Genomic DNA, 487 nt, shown 5'->3' with positions numbered 1-487 from the left:
AATATCTTTTTAAGTAACAGAAAACGTTCTGTAAAAAAACAGTCTAAAGTTTTATATCACAACATTAAAAACTCAGATATCCGTGTCAAACCTATGGAAGTTCCTGACGCAATTTACAACGTCGCAAAGCCCTTCTTCAGTGATGAAGAAATTATGTCTCTTTATAAAGTCATGTTGAAAGAAACCATCGGTAATAATATCTATGACACTGAAGATCACACTGAGATTATGACGTATGCGATAAAATCACTTGTTAAGGCAAAGAAAAAAGTCTATCACGGACAGAAATCTGAAATAAAGAGCGACAGAGCGTACTACATCGGGATTCTTCGAGAATATATTGCACAACAGTTCTATGTCTATAACGCTGTCATCTAGTTAGGGTGTGACAGATGGATATTCGAGATCATGTCGTTTCTGTAGCTTCTCGACACGTTCCAGGAAAAACTGCTCCGTTCGTGGCGTCTGGATCTGTTGCTGAATCTGA

Annotated in this window: 1 protein-coding gene; it reads left to right on the top strand. The window is 37.6% G+C overall.

Annotated features, from left to right (window positions below; translation table 11 throughout):
* Positions 1-378, top strand: a 378-nt coding sequence (locus CD152_RS11990; RefSeq protein ID WP_205757050.1) for a hypothetical protein, incomplete at its 5' end; no start/stop codon positions are given.
* Positions 379-487 lie beyond the last annotated feature (109 nt).

Origin of the sequence: Macrococcoides caseolyticum, from assembly GCF_002902665.1 — a bacterium.
GTDB classification, from domain to species: domain Bacteria; phylum Bacillota; class Bacilli; order Staphylococcales; family Staphylococcaceae; genus Macrococcoides; species Macrococcoides caseolyticum.
The sequence above is the reverse complement of the archived record's forward strand: the minus strand, read 5'-3'. Positions and strand labels throughout refer to the sequence as shown.